Source organism: Sphingobium sp. TB-6, assembly GCF_012927365.1.
Taxonomy (GTDB): domain Bacteria; phylum Pseudomonadota; class Alphaproteobacteria; order Sphingomonadales; family Sphingomonadaceae; genus Sphingobium.
This window is the reverse complement of the sequence record NZ_JABBGL010000006.1, coordinates 60607-77383: the sequence shown is the minus strand read 5'-3', so window position 1 is coordinate 77383 and position 16777 is coordinate 60607. Positions and strand designations below refer to the sequence as shown.

Here is a 16777-nt window from a genome sequence, read left to right as displayed (position 1 = left end):
CTAAAAATGCAGAGCTGCGCCCAGCATCACTTGCGTACCGCTATAATTGGATACGCTGGTGTCCGTTCTGCGGACGTAATGCTGGGCGTCGAGCGTAAGATCGAAGCGGTCCGAAAGTTTCCTCGTCAGCATGGCACCAAAGCGACGATTGCGATCAGCCGTGATCGAATAGGGACGAAGCGCCGCATCCTGCCGGAATTTGCGCCGGTCCCACTCCGCATATAGCCCGGCTGAGGTAAGTTCGGAGATCGAGAATTCGCCCTGGATGCGATAGCTGGTGTCGATGGCGAAACCGCTGGCGATCAGGCTGTCGTTGATGATCGCCCGCTCGGTCGTGGCGGTCAGCTTCAGGCGCGGAATGGCCTGCGTGGAAAGGCTGACTTTCCAGCCCAGTCCATTATAGCCGCCCACCGCCGCGCTGTCGCTGTTCACGTCCAGCCAGCGGAGATCTGCGTCGATCTGCGTGATCGGCGTCACTGCGCGCTGAAAACGGACGCCATAGCTGTTGATCCGGTTCTCAATCCCCAGCGTGTCGCGCTTGCTGTTCACCCGCTCATAATAAGCGGTCAGCGTGCCTAGGCTGGGCATGGAATAGCCCACGCCGCCCATGAAGGTATCGCTGGTCTGATCGGCATAGTCGAACGCAGCGGCGTTGCGCGTCGTGTCATGCTCATAGCTCGCCACCGGAAACAGCCCCGGCCGCTCACAGGTGAAATCGGCACCGATAGTCGCAAATTTCTGGAGATTTTCCGTTGCCGAGTTGATGTCGCCATAATCAGCCCGCTGCTGGCGATAGGCCGCCCGGGGCGTGATCAGGCAGGTGGCGCCGAAGCGGATATTCGCCTTCGCCTCCGTATCCAGCCGCAGCTTGCTGCGCTGGCCTTCGGAAATGAAGCGGTCGTAACCGATCTTGCCGCGCAGTAATATGTCGTGCCGCCCGATCGGTCTGCCAAAAGTGGCCTCTACCGAAGGCGTCACGATCAGGTCGTCGATTGGATTTTCCACCCGGTCGTCCACGCGATAGACATTGTCATCATAGAGAAGGTCGAGCCCGGCGGTCAGATGAAGACCATATTGCTTGAGGCGCTTTTCCTCTTCCGGATTCTGGACGCGTTTCTGCACAGTCGTTCCGTCATCATTCTGCGCATGCAGAACGGAAGGAACGGCCGCGACAATTGACGCACCACTTAGCGCAGCGGCCATGAAGGTGCGCGACCATTGGAATTCGTTTTTGCAGGGCGCAGAAAAGCTGCCCCGCAAATGTGGTTCATTGCATATTGTCAATCTTCGACCCTTATTGCATTGCAGCAATTTGGGCATGCTATAGGGATTTCACCGTAACGCCACTGCCTGGAAAGCAGCTTATCGTGTCAAAACAACGGCTCGGGTCATCGCAAAAGAGGGCGCGCCGGGACAATCCCGCCGCACCCTGAAGCTGTTAATCTGGGAGAAAGCTTGGAGGCTTGAGCGATTCTGCTCAGACGACCAGCCAGACGATCGCCGCCACCGCGCCGACGAAAGCAAGAATGCCCGCCCAGCGCGAGACGAACTGCACGCCCTGTTCGGCCCGATCGACAAAAGTAATGCCGTCGACATGCGTCGGAATGTCCCGACGGACCTCTGCCGTTTCGATCAACGTAGGTGCCACTGCAACCACTGCAAAATCTTCCGCCACGTCGCTGTTCCCGCCGCCCGATTGGTGATGACGGACATATCCGATTTTGCGGTTAACAAATAGTTGGGAAGGGAAGGGCGACGACATCAATTCGTCGCATATGACAGCCAGGGATCACCGAATCATTAATCTGGGATAAGATATTTTGCGGTAAGGCGTTTGCGGCAACAATTCGTCGTGAATTTCGTTTTTCTTGCGGAACCCTTTTGCGCTCTTTGCGTCTTTGGCGCTTCTTCGAGTCGTTTCTATGAAATCCTCCCCATGCAGGGAGGATGGGAAGTGCTCCTAATAGGCGTTCTTGTGCACCAGGACGTTGAGCGTCCCGAACAAGATCGCAATATCGCGCGTCAGGCTCCAGCCGTGCAGATATTCCAGATCCGCCTCGACGCGGTTCAATATGTCGCGCCGCGTCTCGGTCGCGCCGCGGAACCCGCGGATCTGCGCCAGGCCGGTAATCCCCGGCTTCAGCGCATGGCGATGCCAATATTGCCGATCGACCTGCCAGAAAAGCTGCTCCTCCGCCGTCGACCCCAGCGCATGGGGACGTGGCCCCACCAGGCTCATCTCGCCCAGCAGCACATTGATCAACTGCGGCAGTTCATCGATGCTGGTCTTGCGGATGAAGGCGCCGATCCGCGTGATCCGATTGTCGTCCCGCTGCGTCGAGGTGGCGCCAGCGGCGTCGCATTGCTCCACCTTCATGCTGCGGAATTTCAGGATATGGAACAGCATGTTGCCGCGCCCGATCCGCTCCTGCCGGAAGAAGACCGGCCCCGGCGAGTCCAGCTTGATGAGGATCGCTATGACCGCCATCAGCGGAGCGAGCGCGATCAGCACCGGCACCGTCAGCGCGATGTCCAACAACCGCTTCTTCGCCCGGTTGGCGAGGTTCAGCGGCCCGCGCGACACCACCAAAGTCGGCGTCCCGCGATAGGCCTGCACGGCGAGCGGCGCCATCGGGTCCAATTCCGGCACGATGATCTCGCCCAATATGTTGCCGCCCTTGAGCATCTGCGCCCAGTCGGCCTTGCGCTCGGCGGGGCAGGAGATCACGGCGCGATCATAATCGCGCAGCAGCGTCCCCAACCGATGCAGCATATAGGGATCGTCCAAATCGGCCCGCAGCCCGATCGCGCCCGCATCCACGATCACCATGCCGCTGACATCGTCGGGAATGACGCCGTCATCGATGATCAGCAACTGTGCGAACAATCCATCGGCAAAGTTCCGGCGAACCGTGTGCACGATCATCAATCGTTGCAGAACGAGCAAAGTCCCGCTGCACAAGATTCCGGCCGAAATTCCCAGGCGCGACAATTGCCCGGTCGCCTTCAGGGAGAACAGGACGAGCAGGAAGATCAGCAATGTTCCTGCAAAGGCCATGGTCGCGCTGCGGCAGGACTGCGTCATGCGCGTCAGGCAATGGGGATTATAGGCCTGATTATGGAAAGCCAGGACAGCATAGACGATCATGCCGCCCGCCAGCGGCGGCCATTGCCCGTCCGACAGCCATGGTAAGCCGGCAGCGCGCAGCCCGAAGGCAAAGCCCGTGGCGAGCGCGGCCATATCAGCGACCAGCAGCAACACGCACAACCAAAGCCGCGCATTCCGTTGACCGGCGGCTGTAGCGGGCTGGCGACTGGGAACACCTTTGATCGCCAGATCAATTTTCGACATCTGCAACCCTTTTTATGTCTTGACGTCAAGCTGGGCACCGCCGCGCGGCAGTGTGTTAACCATCAGACATCCGCAGCATTTTGATTTATGTTGCGCAGCAGCAGGACATAAATGGGAGGGACTGACAATCGGGGGCGGGATGCGTAGACCCGCTTTTCCGATGATCCGTTTATCCTGAAAGACGCTCTGCCCCAGATTTGCGACGACCTGAATTAAGTATTTGGCCTTCATCGATGGGTTGGGCGCCTGACAGACCCCTTCAAACCCGAATCACGAGCAGGATCAGCGGATTATCCACCAGCCCAGCAAACAGAGCGCCAGCAGCAGAGCGATAGGACCGGCCCAACGCGATAGCCGCTGGATCGCAGCCTCCGCTCCCTCATGCGAAAATTGCCACCACTGCCGCGCGCCTTTGCCATCTCCATTTTCGCGAAGCACCGGATCATGCTGAGGTACGGCGGGCGCCGCCTTCGTGCCGCTGCTCTTGTCTTGGGGCTGAGGAGAAAGGTCGATCATTTTACGCAGCCCCAGTCACCTGATGCGACCTGCCGACAGAATAGCCCTACTGGCCGAAAAGGAAAGCGATTTGGGAACCTCTGCCGGGGTAAAAGCATCCGCGGCGGATCATTCCAATCGGCTCTTGGATGAAATACGCGCCATGGCTATTCTGCCGATCATGAAACAGGATCGCCAGATAGACGCCATCGACCGGAAGATCGTCGCGGCCCTGCAGGAAGATGCGACGCTCAGCCATGCCGATCTGGCCGAGCGGGTGGGGGCGTCCAGCGCCTCCTGCTGGCGCCGGATCAAGGCGCTGGAGGCTGCGGGCATCCTCGCCGGTACGGTTCGGCTGGTCGATCCGGAGAAGGTCGGGCGCGGCGTCAACGTCCTTTGCAACATCCGCATGCGCAGTCACGCGCAGGAAGCGCGCCGCGCCTTCGAGCAATTTGTCGACGGCCGCCCGGAAATCGTCGAATGCTTCTCCATGTCCGGAGAATGGGACTATCTGCTGCGCGTGGTCGTTGCGGATGTCGCTGACTATAACCGTTTCCTGATGATGACCCTGCTGGGCCATCCCTCAGTCGCGGGCGCGGCCTCCCACTTCGCCCTGTCCATGACGAAGTTCACCACCGCCTTGCCGGTCTGATCAGAGGCCTGGGTTAAGAGGAGCGCCTATCAAAGGAGCTGAGTGCTGGCTATGGAGAAACAAATATGCGGCAGGATCTGGTGCACGCACTTTTTTTGGTGGACGCACTAGGGCTCGAACCTAGGACCCGCTGATTAAGAGTCAGCTGCTCTACCAACTGAGCTATGCGTCCACGCCGGTTTCGGCTTGCGCCTTGATCCGCAGGAATTTGGTGGACGCACTAGGGCTCGAACCTAGGACCCGCTGATTAAGAGTCAGCTGCTCTACCAACTGAGCTATGCGTCCACACCTGCTTTCGGCTAGTCCCTTGCGGGCCGTCGCCTTGGCGTGGGCGGGCTGTTAGCAGTCGCATCGGACTTTGCAAACAGGAAATCGCCCAGCGCGGCAAAATTTTGCAAACAGGGGCGTTCCGACCCCGATTTCAACCCCAGCTTCCTGGCCGGCTGCGCCGCCGTCCCGACCGCTCGATGGCCATGATGATGCCGACGCACAGCATGACCGTCAGCATCGACGATCCGCCATAGGACATGAAGGGCAGGGGAATGCCCACCACCGGCGCCAGGCCCATGACCATCATCAGATTGATCGCGACATAGAAGAAGATCGTCGTGGTCAGCCCCGCCGCCACCAGCCGGGCATATTTGTCCTGCGCGCGCATCGACACGCCGATGCCCCAGCGGAACAGCAGCATGAAGGCGCCGATCAGCAGCACCCCGCCCATCAGCCCCCATTCCTCCGCCATGGTGGCGAAGACGAAGTCGGTATGCCCCTCGGGCAGATAGTCGAGATGGCTCTGCGTGCCCTGCAGAAACCCCTTGCCGAATATGCCGCCCGAACCGATGGCGATCTTCGACTGGCTGATATGATAGCCCGCGCCCAGGGGATCGCTTTCCGGGTCCATGAAGATCAGGACGCGGTTCTTCTGATAATCGTGCAGGAAGCTGAAGGCGATGGGGACGATGGCGGCGAAGGCCAGCCCCGATCCGACGAACAGCCGCAGCGGCAATCCCGCGAGGAACATCACCGTCACCCCGCCTGCCGCGATCATCGTCGCGGTGCCGAGGTCGGGCTGCACCAGCACCAGCATGAAGGGCACGCCGATCAGCACCAGTGCCGGCCAGATGGCGTTCCAGCGCCTTATTTCCCCCACTGGCAGCAACGCATAGAAACGCGCGACCGCAAGCACGATGATCGGCTTCATGAATTCGGAAGGCTGCAACTGCATGAAGCCGAGGTTGATCCATCGTTGGCTGCCCCCGGCGACCCCGCCGATCAGTTCGACCAGAAAAAGGGCGGCCAGCACGAGGCCATAGGCGGGGAAGGCAAAACGGGCGAATGTCCGCAGCGGAATGCGGCTCAGCACCAGCGCCATGCCGGCAAAGATGACGAAGCGCACGCCCTGGTTGATCGCCCAGGGCGTGATGCTGCCCCCGGCGGCGCTGTACAGCACCAGCGTCCCGAACCCCGCAATGGCGAGCAATATGCCCAGCACGCGCCAGGGAAATTCGGTCAGGGGCTCCGGAACGATGCTCATCGTGCGGTGTCCGCCGGAGGGGGCGCATCGTCGGCATCGACCGGAGCGGTTGGCGCTGGCGGGGCGGTCGAGGCATTGCTTCCCTCCGCCGCATTCATCGCATTGGCCGCCTCCGGCGGTGGCGCCTCACCCTTTTCGATGGCCTTTGCCAGCCTGTAGGCCGCCATCTGCCGCGCCATGCGCTCGGCGGGGGGGCCGCCCCAATCCTTTTCGATCGACTCCAGCTTCTCCATCGCCTTGGCCTGATCGAACAGGTAGGTCATCGTGTCCGCCGCGATCATCGGCGCGTCCTCGACGCGGTTGGTATGGCCGCCATGCTCGAGGATGCAGGCGATGGCATAGCGCGGGTTGTCGAACGGCGCGAAGCCCTGAAACAGCGCATGGTCGCGCAGCTTGAAGGGCAGGGAGGCGTTGCTGCGCACGCCGCCGCCGCGCTCGGCCATGGTGATGCGGCGTACCTGCGCCGTCCCGGTCTTCCCCGCCATCATCACGCCGGGCAGGGGAATGCGCGCCGCGCCGCCGGTGCCGCCGCCGTTCACCACCGCGCTCATCGCGTCGCGGATCGTCACCAGATGCTCCTCATTCACGCCCACAGGCGCCGGAGAGGGTCGCTGCGCGCCGAAGATGAAGTTCGGCATCAATTGCCTGCCCGTCGCCAGCCGCGACGCCATCACGGCCATCTGCAACGGGTTGATCAGCATATAGCCCTGACCGATGGTCGCGTTGACCGTGTCGTAGACCTGCCATTTCTGATTATATTTCTTCAGTTTCCACGCTGGGTCCGGCACCGTGCCGAAGCTTTGGCTGGGGAAGGGGAGCTGGAATTTCTGCCCCATGCCCACGCGCCGGGCCATGCTGGCGATCCGGTCCATGCCGATCCGCTGTGCCATCGTGTAGAAATAGATGTCGCAGCTCTGCGCGATCGCGCCCCGCATGTTGAGCGAGCCATGGCCGCGTTTCTTGTGACAGTGGAACAGCGTGTTGCCGACCCGGATCGCGCCGGGGCAATTCACCGTATCCATGGGCGAAATCCCCGCCTCCAGCAACGCCAGCGCCACCATCGGCTTCACCGTCGACCCCGGCGGATAGAGCCCCTGCAGCGTCTTGTTGCGCAAGGGCACATGGTCGTCCTTCGACAGCATGTCCCATTCCAGATGGCTGATGCCGTCGGAAAAGCTGTTGGGATCGAAGCTGGGCATCGATGCCATCGCCAGCACATCGCCATTGTGGCAGTCGATCACCACCACCGACCCGCTCTGCGTCGCCAGCCGCCGCCCGGCATATTCCTGCAAGCCCGCATCGATGGTGAGCTTGATTGGATTGCCGGGCGTGTCGGGCCGGGTGGTGAGTTCCCGCACGATCTTGCCCCGAGCGGTCACCTCCACCCGCTTCGCGCCCGGCTTGCCGGTCAGTTCCCTGTCGAACGACCGCTCCAGCCCGTCCTTGCCGACCTTGAAGCCCGGCGTGATCAGCAGCGGATCCTTGCGCTCCTCATAATCCTTGGCCGACGCTGCGCCGACATAGCCCAGCAGATGGCCGACCGTGGCCCCGCCGGGATAGTTGCGCGAAAAGCCCTGGCTGGGCGCGACCCCCGGCAGGTCGGGCAGCCGCACGCTGACCGCCGCATATTGATCATAGGTCAGCTTTTCCGCCACCTGCACCGGCCGGAAGCCGGCCGACTTGTCCAGCTCTTCCTTGATCCGGTCGACCTCGTCATCGCTCAGCGCCAGCAGATGGGCCAGGCTGCGGATCGTATTCTCCGCATCCGTCACCCGCTCCGGGATCAGGTCGACGCGAAAGTCCGTCCGGTTGTTCGCCAGCGGCCGCCCGTTGCGGTCGATAATCCATCCCCGACGCGGCGGAATCAGCGTCAGATTGACGCGATTGCTCTCCGACAGCAGATTATATTTCTCATTCTCCGCGACGCTGATCCAGCCCATCCGCCCGACCAGCAACGCCCCGACCGCCCCCTGCAATCCGCCCACGACCATCGCGCGGCGCGTGAAAGTGAAGGACAGGGAGGCTTCTGTAACGGTTTTCTTCTTGAGCAGGGGCAGCTTCATGCCATCACGCGCCAGCTATCGATCCGGGCGCATTGCCGGACGACGAAGGGAAAGAGCAGGACCGTCCAAAGCATTTGCGGCGCAACCAGCAACAGCTTGATACTTCCTCCGCCGGTGATCCGCGCGAAGAAAACGCCGCCGGCGATGCAGAAGATAATCGCCATGGACGCGATTAACCAGTCCTGCCGATAGCTTCGCCAAACCATGCGATGCTCGACCGCATCGATGCCGATCAGGGTGATGGTCCACAGGCACATGGCCGACCCGATCGGCTGGCCGCTGGCAATGTCATCGAACAGGCCGAGCGGCACGCCGATCCAGGTTCGCCACAAGTCCGGACGCAGCAGCCGCCAGGACAGCAGCAGCAACAGGCCGAAAGGCGGCATGACCGGCGATTGCGCGATCACCGGCAGGGCCGTCACCAGCGATCCCAGCATCACCGTGATGACCGGCGTTCCCGCCAGCCGAAAGCGCGAAGGGTGGCGGCCCAGGCGGGGCACATGCTGCAGATGCGGGTCGATCATGGCGGTGGCGTACCGACGGCCGCATTTTCCGCCGCTTCCGGCTCGAACGGCGTGGCCGATGCATTGACGTCGGTCCGCGTCACCGTTTCCTCGAAGGAGCGCTCGACCACCACGGCGTCGACCTTGGACGGATTGGCAAGGGGCACGCCATAGGCGATCTCACCCTCGATCCGTACGATCACTGCTACCGGAATATTGGGCTGATAGACCCCGCCGATTCCAGACGTCACAAGCAGGTCGCCGGGCTTAAAGGGATTGCGTCCCGCTGCAAGCGCCCGGATTTCCAATGTCCCATCGCCAAGCCCGGTGGAAATGGCAGGCACGCTGTCGTTGGCCCGGCGCACCGGCACGATATTGCTGGTGTCGGTCAACAGCAGCACCTCCGCCGTATTGGGCGTGGTGATGTGGATGCGCCCGATCAACCCCTCCGGCGCGCGCACAGGCATGCCCGGCCGCACCCCCTGCCAACGCCCGGCATTGAGCCGCGCAAACCGCCTCGTGCTGGAGGAGGAGGAGGCGATCAACCGCGCCGTCAGCAATTCGCTGCCATCATCCTCGACAAGCTTGAGCAGTTTCTTGAGCCGCAGATTTTCCTGCGCGACCGCCTGCGCCTCGATGATCCGGTTGCGGTCCGCCTCCACCTGCCGCCGCAGGGCCACATTCTGCGACCCCGCGTGCCAATAGCTGGCCAGCACTTCATCGATCGAGGCGACCCCGCTCACCATATTCTTCAAGGTCACGGACGCCGGACGCGTGACTTCCGCCGTCGCGATGCGGATCGCGGCGAAGCCGGTCGGATCGAAAACGGCGACAACCACCAGAAGCAGGCCGACGGCGGCGCCGGTCATCGCCACGACATAACTGGCGAAGAGGCTATATTGCGCCTTCCGGTTGTGCCCGGGGCGTCGGCTGGGTGGCCGCGCCATGCTTTCCCCTCTAAGTGATTTCAAGCCAGATACATTCATCTGGCGGCTCGGAAATCACGGCAAACAAAAAATGCCGAATTTGTTCCGGTTCAACCGAACCGGAACAAATTCAGGCGGTCTGGAGAACGCCCCGGAAGATCGGATCTTCCATTGCGCGGCCCGTGCCGATCGCGACGCAGGTCAACGGATCTTCAGCGATGGTGACGGGCAGGCCGGTCTCGTCGCGCAGCTCGTCGTCCAGCCCCTTGAGCAGCGCGCCGCCGCCGGTCAGCACGATGCCCTGATCGACGATGTCCGCCGCCAGCTCCGGCGCGGTGTTTTCCAGCGCGATACGGACGCCCTCGACGATGGTGCTGATCGGCTCGGCCAGCGCATCCGCGATCTGGCCCTGATTGATCGAGATTTCCTTGGGCACGCCGTTCACCAGATCGCGGCCCTTGATGTGGATCGTCTCGCCCACGCCGTCCTCGGGCGGCTGGGCCACGCCGAACTGCTTCTTGATCCGTTCGGCGGTCGCTTCACCGATGAGCAGATTGTGGTGACGGCGCACAAAGGACACGATCGCCTCGTCCATCTTGTCGCCGCCCACGCGAACGGAGGTGGTGTAGGCCAGACCCCGCAGCGACAGCACCGCGACTTCGGTCGTGCCGCCGCCGATATCGACCACCATGGAGCCGATCGGTTCGGTCACGGGCATGTCGGCGCCGATCGCGGCGGCCATGGGTTCCTCGATCAGGAAAACCTGGGATGCGCCGGCATTGCTCGCCGCATCGCGAATCGCGCGGCGCTCGACGCTGGTCGAGCCCGACGGCACGCAGATCACGATTTCCGGGAAGCGCCAGGGCCGTGACTTGCCGCCATGCACCTTGGTGATGAAATGCTTGATCATCTGCTCGGCCACGTCGATGTCCGCGATCACGCCGTCTCGCAGCGGCCGGATCGCCTCGATCGAATCGGGGGTCTTGCCCATCATCAGCTTGGCGTCGTCACCGACCGCTTTCACCCGCTTCACGCCGTTCAGAGTTTCGACCGCCACCACCGACGGTTCGTTGAGCACGATGCCGCGCCCGCGCACATAGACCACGGTGTTCGCCGTGCCGAGGTCGATGGCCATGTCCTGGGAAGAGAGTTTGAAGAGACGCGAGAAGATCGACATGCCTGTTCCTGTTCAGCCCGCCGCCCCGGCGAAGCGAACCGGGACAGTCGGAAAGTTCGCCCCACGTTCCACCCGCCCCCTGGGTAACCAAATTTTCTTGAGGCTTGTGTCTCGCGGAAAGCGCTCGCTTGGGCTAGTCACTAATCAATGTCAATACGCCGTCTGCCCGAACATCTGGTCAATCGCATCGCTGCGGGCGAAGTGGTCGAAAGACCCGCCAGCGCGCTCAAGGAAATCGTTGAAAATGCAGTGGATGCCGGATCGCGCCGGATCGCCATCCGCATTTCCAATGGCGGTCTCGACCGGATCGAGGTGAGCGACGACGGTTGCGGCATGGATTCAGGAGAGATCGCGCTGGCGCTGGAACGCCACGCCACCTCCAAATTACCCGATGACGCGATCGAAAATGTCGCCACCCTGGGTTTCCGGGGTGAAGCGCTGCCCTCCATCGCCAGCGTGGCGCGCCTTTCCATCGACAGCCGGCCGCAGGGACAGGACGGCTGGAACCGCACCATCGACAATGGCGTGGTGGTGAGCGAGGGCCCTGCCGCCTTGCCGCCGGGCACGCGGGTCACGGTCGAGCAGCTCTTCGCTCGCGTCCCCGCCCGCCGCAAATTCCTGCGCTCGGCCAAGGCGGAATATGCCGCTTGCCTCGACGTCATCCGCCGCCTCGCCATGGCGCATCCAGCCATCGCCTTCAGCATGGAGCATGATGGCCGCCGGGTGCTCGGCGTACAGGCCGACGAGGCGCGCGAAGACCGCGTGGCCGCACTTACCGACCGCGCGCTGGTGGACAATCATGTGATCGTCGCGCTGGAGCGGGAAGGGGTGCGCCTTTCCGGCGTGGCCTCGCTCCCGACCTATAATCGGGGCGTGGGCGACCATCAGTTCCTGTTCGTGAATGGTCGTCCGGTGCGCGACCGGCTGCTCGTCGGCGCGGTGCGCGGCGCCTATGCCGACATGCTGGCGAGGGACCGGCACCCGGTCGTCGCCCTTTTCCTTGACGTTCCTCCCTTGGAGGTCGACGTCAACGTCCATCCCGCCAAGACCGAGGTCCGCTTCCGCGACCCCGCGCTGATCCGGGGCATGATTGTTTCCGGCCTGCGCCGCGCCCTCGATGCCGGAGGTTTCCGCGCCGTCCAGCATGCCGATCCCGCCGGCCTCTCCGCATGGAAACCCGAACCCATCTCCCCCACGCCGATCGGCGCCATGCCGATCTTCGAAGCCGCCGGGACGCCGATCCCCAGCTATGCCGTAGCCGAACGCCGTCCCAGCTTCCTCACGCCTCCGCCGCAAGCCCGCGCCGAACCCGCCGCCGCGCCCGCACCGGAAGGAAGCAGTTTCCCGCTGGGCGTTGCCCGCGGTCAGGTCGCCCGCACCTATATCGTGGCCGAAGCCGAGGACGGCCTCGTCATCGTCGATCAGCACGCCGCCCATGAGCGTCTGACGCTGGAACGCATGCGCCGCGCCATGGAAGGGCAGGGCGTCGCGGCGCAGGCGCTCCTCCTCCCCGAAGTGGTCGAACTGGATGAACCCGCCTGCGACCGGCTGGAGGCGCGGATCGCGGAACTCAAGGATTTCGGGCTCGAACTGGAACGCTTCGGTCCCGCCGCCATGCTGGTGCGCGCAACCCCCGCGATGTTGGGGCAGGGCGATGTGCAGGGATTGGTATCCGACCTGGCCGACGACCTTGCCGCCTATGACAGTGCGCTGTCCCTGAAGGAGCGTCTCGATCTGGTCGCCGCCACCATGGCCTGCCACGGCTCGGTGCGCGCAGGCCGGACCTTGAGCGTCGCGGAAATGAACGCGCTGCTCCGCGAAATGGAGATCACGCCTCGCAGCGGCCAGTGCAATCATGGTCGTCCAACCTGGGTGAAGCTGGGGCATCGCGATATCGAGAAACTGTTCGGGCGGAAGTAACCGCCCCAATCCAACGGAAGCGCAGAGCGGAAATGCGCAGCATGGGACCAGTAGAAAGGATCTACGAATGAAGCGGCTTGCCTTCCTCCTGGCCCTTACCCCGTTTAGCGCGCAAGCCGCGCCCGATCCCTGCGCCAGCCCGCCACTCCTGGCCGAATCCTGGACAAGCTGGACCCAAAGCGGCACCGCCACCGCCGGCGCAACGGGCTCCACCGCGCCGCGCCTTATCCTTGGCAAGCCGGTCACGGCAACGCTCCGCCCCGGCGCGCAGGTCCAGTTCGTCGTTCGGCCCGGCAAGGTCATCCCCAAAAGCTATGCCGGTCTCTTCTCCCTGGCGGTCAAGGACGCGGCGCGTATCGGCATAGCCCTGTCCGAAGACGCCTGGGTGGATGTCGCCACCGGCACGACCGCGCTGACCTCCGCCGCTCATGACCATGGCCCGGCCTGCTCCGGCATTCGGAAGATCGTGTGGTTCGACCTGCCGCCCGGCCTTCACACCATTCAGATTACCGGTGCGCTCAAGCCGTCGATCCGCATCATGGCCGCCGACGCGCGCGCCAACCAGCTGCAGCCGCGCTGAATCAGGCCGGTCGCGTCCGGAACATGGCGATGGGCTTCATCGACAGCACCGGCTCGTCGCGCTGGTTGAACAGGGTGACGTGGGTCTTGACACTTCCCATTTCCGGCCGACTGCGCGAAGCCCTAACCTCTATCACCTCCGAAACGCCACGGAGCGTGTCGCCCGGCCGAACCGGTCGCAGCCAGCGCAATTCGTCCACGCCCAGCGCGCCTAGGCTTGCCGGTTGAACACCCGGATTGCGCTGCCATTCCGCGACTATCATCTTCATCGATAGTGCGGTGGTATGCCATCCGCTCGACGCCAGGCTGCCGAAATGGGTCTCGGCTGCTCCCTCATCGGAAAGGTGAAAGGGCTGTGGATCGAACTGCTGGGCAAAGGCGATGATCTCCTCCCGGCTGATGGTGATCGGGCCGAACTCGCTCCTGTCACCCACCGCCACATCTTCGAAATAGACGATCTCGCTCATATCCGTTTCCTTGTGCAACGGGTGAGGAAATAGTTTACGTTAACGAAAACGTCAATTCCTGAAGAGGCCCGCCAGAACCGCGGGATCACCGTCGCTCGGCAGGGGCCGAATTCCCAGCAGACGGGCGAGCAACGGATAGACATCGACATTGGCGAAGCTTGCTGGCGGCCGGAAATGGCTGTCAAAGCCCGGACCATGGGCGATGAACAGCGCCTGCATCTCAGTGGCCTGGTCGTCCCAGCCATGATCGCCGCCGGCGAAAGATTTTGCGGGGGCGGTCGGCTGGATCACCCAGCCGGTCTCGGCAAGGCAGAAATAGGGCGGTATGCGCCGGTGCGATCCATAATGAAAACGGACGGGAATATCGTTTTTGCGCCAGCATTGCATATGCGGCTGCGGCTTGAGAATGGCGGCCTCCAGCGCCGCTTCATGCCCCGGCTGCGCCGCCAGGCTGGCATAAGGGCCGCTCTCGAAGATGCGATAGTCGGACGGGTTGGCAACCTTTTCCATCGCTACCACCCGTTCGCTGGATTTCAGCGCCATGCCATGGTCGGATAGGATGATGAGATTGGCCGGTTGCCCCAGCGCCTTCAAACCGTCGGTGAGCATGCCGATCTGTCTGTCGACCTCCTGCACGGCCCGGTTCGTATCCGCCGCATCGGGCCCATATGTATGCCCCGCCGTGTCGACGGCATCGAAATAGAGCGTTAGAAAGCGGGGCCGAATATCGGCGGGCCGGCGCAGCAGGTCCAGCACGCCGTTCACCCGCTGCACGCCGGAAATCTCCTGATTGAACTGCGCCCAGTCGCTCGGCCGGGTGCCGCCGCTCAGCTTGTAGGGCCAGGACGGTGCCTTTGTCGCGCCCCAAGCGACGTTGGAGCCGGGCCAGAACAGAGTCGCGGTCCGCACCCCCGCCTTTTCCGCCGTTACCCAGATCGGCTCTGCCTCATTCCACCAGAAGGGATCGTCGCTCGCCATGGTGAATATGTCGCCTGGTCGCGCCGCATCCTCCATCTTGTTGGCGACGATGCCGCTGCGGTCGGGCCGGTCGCCGGTCACGATCGCCCAGTGATTGGGAAAGGTCTTGGTCGGGAAGGATGGCCGCATCGGCGCCTCGACCCCGTCCGCCGCCAGTGTGGAGAGATGCGGCGTCACGCCCCGCTTCAGATAGTCCGGCCGAAAGCCGTCGATCGACACCAGGATTGTGACGGGCTGACGCTGCTCGACGGGAGCGAGGGTGGAAACCGGCCGCTGCTCGACCGGCGCGCAATCGCTGAGCGCGGCGAGCATGAAAAGGCAGGTGAGGGGTAGGCGGCGGAAAAGCATGATGCATGCCTTAACAGCCGGATCGTGACGGTAAAGTGACGACGCTCTACGCGTCCCCGCTAAAAGGCGCGATAGCCATCCAGGCGCTGCGCTTGGCCTCCCGCGTCATGCTGGCGAAGGCACCGGAGGAGGAGGCCAGGTCGATCAATGCCAGCCCCGGCCGTTCCCCGATCTGCCGCCGCCCATGCAGCGCCGCCGTCTTGCCGTTGAAGGCCACCGCCTCCAACGCCGGAAGCCGGTCCACGAAAGCGGACAGATCGCGCAACTCCGCCCCCCGGATCGCGCTATCCAGACTGCCTTCCCGATCCGCGCTCTCGATCACGTCCCACAATCCGACGCGCCGCGCTTTCAGCCGCTTCAACCGCATGGCATAGGGCAGGCCGCGCAGATCCTCTCCCAGCACGTCGCCCATCAGCGACCAGAAGGCGTTGCCGCGATGCGCATAATATTCGCCCTGCTTGATCGACGCGTCGCCGGGCAGGCTGCCGAGAATCAGCAGCCGCGTCCTTTCGTCGACACTGGGTGGAAAGGCCGCCTTGCGCCGGGCGGGCATCTGTCCCGGCCGCAGCATGGCTGGATCAGACGTTGAAGCGGAACAGCATGATATCGCCGTCCTGCGTCACATATTCCTTGCCTTCGGAGCGCCACTTGCCCGCTTCCTTCGCTCCGGCCTCCCCGTTGAACTGGACATAGTCGGCATAGGCCATGGTTTCGGCGCGGATGAAGCCCTTCTCGAAATCGGTATGGATCGCGCCCGCCGCTTGAGGCGCTTTCGACCCCTTGAAGACGGTCCAGGCGCGGGCTTCCTTCGGCCCGACGGTGAAGAAGGTGATGAGGCCCAGCAGCTCGTACCCCGCCCGGATGATGCGAGCCAGACCCGCTTCTTCCAGCCCCAGCGCCTCCAGATATTCCGCGCGCTCCTCGACCGGCATGGTGATCAGCTCTGCTTCGATGGCCGCCGACACGATCACCGCCTTGGCGCCTTCGGCTGCCGCCTTCTCGAACACGCGCGCCGAATGGGCATTGCCCTGCGCCGCGCTGTCCTCCTCGACATTGCAGACATAGAGGACCGGCTTTGCGGTCAAGAGCTGCGCCTGACGGAAGATGCGCTCTTCCTCATCATCGCCCGGCTGGGTCAGCCGCGCAGGCTTGCCGTCGCGCAGCAGGTCCAGCGCCTTGCTCAGCACGGAAGCCGCGGCCTTCGCCTCCTTGTCGCCCTGCGCCGCCTTCTTGGCGAAGTTCGGCACGCGCTTTTCCAGGCTCTCCAAATCCGCCAGCATCAGTTCGGTCTCGACCGTCTCTGCGTCGGCAATGGGATCGACCTTGCCCTCGACATGGGTGATGTCGTCATCCTCGAAGCAACGCAGCACATGGACGATCGCGTCCACCTCGCGAATGTTCGCCAGGAACTGGTTGCCCAGCCCTTCGCCCTTGGACGCGCCGCGCACCAGCCCCGCAATGTCCACGAAGGCAAGCTGGGTCTCGATGATCTTGGCCGATCCGCCGATCTTGGCGATGGTCTGCAGCCGTTCGTCCGGCACGGCGACCTGCCCGACATTGGGTTCTATGGTGCAGAAGGGATAGTTCGCCGCCTGCGCCGCCTGCGTCTCGGTCAGCGCATTGAACAGGGTGGACTTGCCCACATTGGGAAGCCCGACGATACCGCAACGAAAACCCATGGAACTGCCTTCACGTCAAAATGATTGGCCGCGCCGATAGCCTGTTCGGGCTAAGTTGGCCAGCCCGCGCATCGTGCTCCTGCTTTCGCAGGAGCACGGCAGAA

At 63.3% G+C, this 16777-nt stretch carries 16 protein-coding genes and 2 tRNA genes; 3 read left to right on the top strand and 15 right to left on the bottom strand.

The genetic code is table 11. The features are described from left to right. The 4 genes from HHL26_RS10175 to HHL26_RS10160 form a co-directional block, all read right to left on the bottom strand. Positions 1 to 1122, bottom strand: a complete 1122-nt coding sequence (locus tag HHL26_RS10175; RefSeq protein ID WP_237229798.1) for a hypothetical protein — start codon at positions 1120 to 1122, stop codon at positions 1 to 3. A 355-nt stretch (positions 1123 to 1477) separates the two neighbouring features. After that, complete coding sequence (locus HHL26_RS10170) at positions 1478 to 1675, bottom strand: hypothetical protein (RefSeq protein WP_145907330.1); 198 nt, start codon at positions 1673 to 1675, stop codon at positions 1478 to 1480. 285 nt (positions 1676 to 1960) lie between these two features. Further along, a complete protein-coding gene (locus tag HHL26_RS24210; RefSeq protein WP_066558010.1) occupies positions 1961 to 3352 on the bottom strand; it encodes a sugar transferase in 1392 nt (463 codons plus the stop codon). 282 nt (positions 3353 to 3634) lie between these two features. Next, on the bottom strand, positions 3635 to 3868 hold the full coding sequence (locus HHL26_RS10160) for a hypothetical protein (RefSeq protein ID WP_066558005.1): 234 nt from the start codon (positions 3866 to 3868) through the stop codon (positions 3635 to 3637). Positions 3869 to 4028: 160 nt separating this feature from the next. Between HHL26_RS10160 and HHL26_RS10155 the strand changes: the two genes are divergently transcribed. After that, the gene (locus HHL26_RS10155) at positions 4029 to 4499 is read left to right on the top strand and encodes an Lrp/AsnC family transcriptional regulator (protein ID WP_066561775.1); all 471 of its coding nucleotides are present in this window, start codon (positions 4029 to 4031) and stop codon (positions 4497 to 4499) included. A 96-nt stretch (positions 4500 to 4595) separates the two neighbouring features. On the opposite strand, the gene HHL26_RS10150 is transcribed toward HHL26_RS10155, so the two are convergent. From HHL26_RS10150 to HHL26_RS10120, 7 genes are all read right to left on the bottom strand, one after another. After that, positions 4596 to 4671: transfer RNA gene (locus HHL26_RS10150), tRNA-Lys, on the bottom strand. A 37-nt stretch (positions 4672 to 4708) separates the two neighbouring features. Continuing rightward, positions 4709 to 4784 (bottom strand) — tRNA-Lys (locus HHL26_RS10145). Between the two features lie 136 nt (positions 4785 to 4920). After that, positions 4921 to 6033 carry a rod shape-determining protein RodA gene (gene rodA / locus HHL26_RS10140; RefSeq protein ID WP_066558003.1) on the bottom strand — a complete coding sequence of 371 codons (1113 nt, stop codon included), beginning with the start codon at positions 6031 to 6033 and terminating at the stop codon, positions 4921 to 4923. Next, positions 6030 to 8096, bottom strand: coding sequence for a penicillin-binding protein 2 (gene mrdA, locus HHL26_RS10135; RefSeq protein ID WP_066558002.1), 2067 nt, complete (start codon positions 8094 to 8096; stop codon positions 6030 to 6032). Before mrdA ends, rodA begins: the two co-directional genes overlap by 4 nt. Next, positions 8093 to 8620 (bottom strand): rod shape-determining protein MreD, encoded by a 528-nt coding sequence (locus HHL26_RS10130; protein WP_066557999.1) that lies wholly within the window; start codon positions 8618 to 8620, stop codon positions 8093 to 8095. The genes mrdA and HHL26_RS10130 overlap by 4 nt, the downstream gene beginning before the upstream one ends. Next, positions 8617 to 9546, bottom strand: a complete 930-nt coding sequence (gene mreC / locus HHL26_RS10125; protein WP_066557997.1) for a rod shape-determining protein MreC — start codon at positions 9544 to 9546, stop codon at positions 8617 to 8619. The genes HHL26_RS10130 and mreC overlap by 4 nt, the downstream gene beginning before the upstream one ends. Positions 9547 to 9655: 109 nt before the next feature. Continuing rightward, a complete protein-coding gene (locus HHL26_RS10120; RefSeq protein WP_007685698.1) occupies positions 9656 to 10702 on the bottom strand; it encodes a rod shape-determining protein in 1047 nt (348 codons plus the stop codon). A gap of 147 nt (positions 10703 to 10849) precedes the next feature. On the opposite strand from HHL26_RS10120, the gene mutL reads away from it, so the two are divergent. Both mutL and HHL26_RS10110 read left to right on the top strand, forming a co-directional pair. After that, positions 10850 to 12622 carry a DNA mismatch repair endonuclease MutL gene (mutL, locus tag HHL26_RS10115; RefSeq protein WP_066557994.1) on the top strand — a complete coding sequence of 591 codons (1773 nt, stop codon included), beginning with the start codon at positions 10850 to 10852 and terminating at the stop codon, positions 12620 to 12622. Between the two features lie 67 nt (positions 12623 to 12689). Beyond that, entirely contained in the window at positions 12690 to 13202 is a 513-nt protein-coding gene (locus HHL26_RS10110; RefSeq protein ID WP_066557993.1) for a hypothetical protein, read from the top strand. Position 13203: 1 nt separating this feature from the next. Here the strand turns inward: HHL26_RS10110 and HHL26_RS10105 are convergent, their stop codons facing one another. Genes HHL26_RS10105 through ychF form a run of 4 tightly spaced genes read right to left on the bottom strand, consistent with a single transcriptional unit; the run spans position 13204 to position 16673 of the window. After that, positions 13204 to 13668, bottom strand: a complete 465-nt coding sequence (locus tag HHL26_RS10105; protein ID WP_066557990.1) for a MaoC family dehydratase — start codon at positions 13666 to 13668, stop codon at positions 13204 to 13206. A gap of 51 nt (positions 13669 to 13719) precedes the next feature. Continuing rightward, positions 13720 to 14994: an ectonucleotide pyrophosphatase/phosphodiesterase gene (locus tag HHL26_RS10100; protein ID WP_066557987.1), complete on the bottom strand. Its 1275-nt coding sequence runs from the start codon at positions 14992 to 14994 to the stop codon at positions 13720 to 13722. 46 nt (positions 14995 to 15040) lie between these two features. After that, positions 15041 to 15565: a DNA-deoxyinosine glycosylase gene (locus HHL26_RS10095; RefSeq protein ID WP_066557985.1), complete on the bottom strand. Its 525-nt coding sequence runs from the start codon at positions 15563 to 15565 to the stop codon at positions 15041 to 15043. Between the two features lie 7 nt (positions 15566 to 15572). Further along, positions 15573 to 16673, bottom strand: coding sequence for a redox-regulated ATPase YchF (ychF, locus tag HHL26_RS10090; RefSeq protein WP_066557983.1), 1101 nt, complete (start codon positions 16671 to 16673; stop codon positions 15573 to 15575). Positions 16674 to 16777: the final 104 nt, after the last annotated feature.